The sequence below is a fragment of the Sphaerotilus sp. genome (assembly GCF_041083715.1).
In the GTDB taxonomy this organism is placed as follows: Bacteria; Pseudomonadota; Gammaproteobacteria; order Burkholderiales; family Burkholderiaceae_C; genus Sphaerotilus.
Genome location: NZ_JBFPGY010000111.1, coordinates 1 through 3,371 on the forward strand (window position 1 = coordinate 1; position 3,371 = coordinate 3,371).

A 3,371-nucleotide genomic window follows, 5' to 3' on the forward strand; every position below is an offset into this window, starting at 1 on the left:
CGACCTGGTGCCTGTCGGCCTCTGCCTGTGTCGCCATGCAGGCGCCGCCGGGCATCGGACGTCCCTGGTCGTTCGGCGCGATGCCTCCGGTGACGATCAGGCCGACACCCCCGCGTGCGCGCTCGGCGTAGAACGCGGCCATGCGGACGAAGCCGTCCTTGGCCTCCTCCAGCCCGACGTGCATGGAACCCATGAGCACGCGGTTCTTCAGTGTCGTGAAGCCGAGGTCGAGCGGGGCGAGCAGGTGGGGATAGCCGGTCATGGGCGAGGTCCGTGCGTGTGGGGGGTGTGGGTCGGGGTGTTCATGGCCAGCAGGCGCCCGAGCTGCGCCTTCGGGCACGCCTGCACCCGCATCAGCCAGTCGTGGTCGGCGCGTCCGGTGCCGGCCGGGCCGCGCAGGTCGTGCTGGATGCGGGCCAGCAGGGCGGCTGCCATTTCCGCATCCGCCATCGCCCGGTGCGCCTGACCGGTGCGGGGCAGGCGGTGGAAATCGACCAGCGTGCCGAGCTGGTGGTTGGGTGCTTGCGGGTAGAGCCGACGCGACAGCATCACCGTGCAGGCGAAGGGGTGCGGCGCGGCCAGTCCGGCCAGTGCCAGCTCGGCCTGCCAGAACTTGCGGTCGAAGGCGGCGTTGTGGGCCACCATCGGCGCGCCGCCGACGAAGCGCGCCGCGTCGGACATGACCTGCACGGCGGTCGGTGCGCTGCGCACCATGGCGTTGGTGATGCCCGTGAGCTGGCTGATGAACGGCGGGATGTAGGCACCGGTGAACATCAGGCTCTGGTAGCGGTCGACCACCTGGCCGGCCTCCAGGAGCACGATGGCCACCTCGGTGGCGCGGTCACCCATCTGGGGCGAGATGCCGGTGGTCTCGAAGTCGATGACGGCGATGCGGGAGGCGGTGGCGTGGGTGGCGGCGGACATCCGCCGATGATCTCAGAACGGCGAGAACATCACGCCCGCGCCGACGCTGGTCTGCCGGAAGTTGTAGTCGGTCAGCGTCTCGCCGTAGCCGGAGAAGGCCTGCACATACCAGCGCAAACCCTCCGGCTGGTTCCGCTGGATCGGTCGGCTCCACTCGGCCAGCAGCGCACCGTTGTCCGGTCGGCGCACCGAACCGTTGAACTGCAGCGAGGCGACCGAACTGCCCGAGGCCCAACGCAGGCGCAGCTCGCCCCGCCCGCGGTAGTTGGTCAGATCCGGGTTGTTGTCGGTCTCGATGGGCTCGTTCAGGCGCTGTGTCACCTTCGCCGTCAGGGACCAGGGCCCCTGCTCGATGCCCGCAGCGAGGTAGATCCGGTTCCAGCTCCGCGACAGTGGGTCGGACTGGCCGTTGGACTGGTGTGCCAGCCCGAACTGTGTGTAGCGCCACTGCCAGCCGCCCGGCAGATCGCGCCACTCCGGCCGGGTGGGCAGCACCAGCATCAGCTCCGGTTCGTAATCGGTGTTGCGGAACGGCGCCGAATCCTGGCCGTTGAAGACCTGCCACACCGCCTGCTGCGTGAAACCGGCCCAGAGGTCGGCACCCGAGTCGAAGGCGTCCTGCAGCAGCTTGGTCCGCAGCGAGAGCTGGAACTTGGCCTCTGCGCGTTGGTAGTCCGGCATCGGCACAGCAGCCTGTGTGGGCGACTGCGGCGCGTGGTTGATGCGGCTCGTGACGTGCAGTGGCAGGATGTAGTTGGGCCGGTACGAGACGAAACGCAGCGCGCCGTGCTTGTCCTGCGCGTCCAGCTCCCAGTAGCGCGAGAGGGCGCTGGCCGGGTGTGGTTCCGGTGCGGTGGGTGGTGTCGATGGCGTGGTCTGCTCGACCGGAGCGGCGGCGGGTGGCGCGTGCATGCGGCCGGACAGCGTGTCGTAGCAGGCGAGCCGTGGTGCTGCATCGGCGATGGCGGCGCAGTGCTGCAGATCGGTGGTGGCGGGTTCGTCCGCGGCGGTCGCTGGCAGGGGTGCCATTGCGCACAGCAGGGACGTGCAGGTGACCGCAAGGCCGGTGGGCGCAGCCGACACGCGGCGTGGCATCAGTGGAGAGTGCATGGGGCAGGGCAGGAGTCCGACGACGGCGCCGATGGTAGGGCGTGGTTCGTGACATCGGTACGGATCGGTCCGGGGCGGCAGGATGTGCTTGTAAGTCCATGTATCTCCATCGCCGTCCGCCCGGTGATGGCGCAGATCGGCTCCCGCCGCCATGAACGGGCCGCCGATCAGGTGGGCGCCTGGTGCGATGTGGCATCATCCGGCGCCCTCAAACGGAACCCCTGAACATGGATCTGAAACTGCCCATCGCCATCATCGACGAACTGTCCGACAGCATCATCAAGTCCACTGGACTGCTGGACATGGCCAGTGGCGAGATCAGCAACGTGCGCTACGAGGACCATGATCTGGAGGCCGATGGTTTCCCGGCCCATGACGAAGACTACGAGTTCACCTCGGGCCTGCTGACCAACGGCAAGAAGGACGTCGAGTTCAGCATCACGGTCGATGTGATGGCTGCGCGCTACGCGGTCACGCCGAGCGAGCTGCTCGAAATCAAGAGCCGTGCCGCCAAGCTGTTCACCGCGGCGCCGGAATCTGCCGTGGCGGAGAAACCGACGCCCAAGGCCAAGTCCGCCGGACGCCGCCCGGCCCGCTGACGGAGTCGCGCACCCGTGCCGGTGTCCGCCCGCTTCCGCTCGGCCTCGGCACTGCTGGTGGTCGTGGCGCTGCTGGGTGGTTGCGCGGGTTCGACCGGTGCGTCGAGCAAGACTGCAAACCGGGTCTACCTGAACGAGGCATTCGCGTCGACAGACACGTTCTCGCGCGTGTTCACCTCTGGTGTCACCGCCACCTGCGAAGCGGCCCGGCGCGCCTTGCTCAGCCAAGGCTATGTCATCACCTCCACGGCGCGGGTCGACGCGGTCAACGGGAGCAAGAGTTTCCAGCCCGAACCGGAGGTGCATGTGCAGATCGAGTTCCACATCGTCTGCGTACCGGAGGTGACAGCCAGTCCGGCGACCGCGGGTGACCCACCATCGACGATCGCCTTCGTCAACGCGGTGCAGGACCGCTACTCTCTCAAGAAGAACCCCAACTCCGCCAGCCTGGGCGTCAGCGCGATCGGCTCGCTGTCGCTGCCGGTGTCCTCCAGCGACGACTCGCTGGTCAAGGTCGCCAGCGAGACCATCCCGGCCGGCGCGTTCTATGACCGGTTTTTCAGCCTGATCGAGCGCTACCTCGACGCACCCTAGGGCCGTTGCCAAGGCCTGGCGGGCATGAATGGTGCTATCGTTTCTCAACGACTGGAGAGCACCATGACCGGTTCACGGCCACCCTCCGCCCAGAAGGGACGGGAAGTGCAGGGAACGCGCGCTGACGCGCTGCGGGCGGCGCTG

General features: G+C 68.1%; 5 protein-coding genes. 2 read left to right on the forward strand and 3 right to left on the reverse strand.

The annotated features are described in order from the left end of the window. The 3 genes from AB3X43_RS05455 to AB3X43_RS05465 form a co-directional block, all read right to left on the reverse strand. On the reverse strand, window positions 1-262 hold a 262-nt coding region (locus AB3X43_RS05455; protein WP_473965064.1), incomplete at its 3' end, for an oxidoreductase. Next, complete coding sequence (locus tag AB3X43_RS05460; RefSeq protein WP_369428857.1) at window positions 259-924, reverse strand: 3'-5' exonuclease; 666 nt, start codon at window positions 922-924, stop codon at window positions 259-261. The genes AB3X43_RS05460 and AB3X43_RS05455, both read right to left, overlap by 4 nt. A gap of 12 nt (window positions 925-936) precedes the next feature. Further along, entirely contained in the window at window positions 937-1,953 is a 1,017-nt protein-coding gene (locus AB3X43_RS05465) for a phospholipase A (protein ID WP_369428858.1), read from the reverse strand. A 308-nt stretch (window positions 1,954-2,261) separates the two neighbouring features. Here AB3X43_RS05465 and AB3X43_RS05470 point away from each other — a divergent pair, with 308 nt between their 5' ends. Beyond that, window positions 2,262-2,633: a hypothetical protein gene (locus AB3X43_RS05470; protein ID WP_369428859.1), complete on the forward strand. Its 372-nt coding sequence runs from the start codon at window positions 2,262-2,264 to the stop codon at window positions 2,631-2,633. Window positions 2,634-2,648: 15 nt separating this feature from the next. Continuing rightward, window positions 2,649-3,227: a DUF2242 domain-containing protein gene (locus tag AB3X43_RS05475; RefSeq protein WP_369428860.1), complete on the forward strand. Its 579-nt coding sequence runs from the start codon at window positions 2,649-2,651 to the stop codon at window positions 3,225-3,227. Window positions 3,228-3,371: the final 144 nt, after the last annotated feature.

Coding starts and splice junctions, on each gene's coding strand:
- AB3X43_RS05470 (WP_369428859.1), top strand. CDS start 2,262: ATGGATCTGAAACTGCCCATCGCCATCATCGACGAACTGTCCGACAGC.
- AB3X43_RS05465 (WP_369428858.1), bottom strand. CDS start 1,953: ATGGCACCCCTGCCAGCGACCGCCGCGGACGAACCCGCCACCACCGAT.
- AB3X43_RS05460 (WP_369428857.1), bottom strand. CDS start 924: ATGTCCGCCGCCACCCACGCCACCGCCTCCCGCATCGCCGTCATCGAC.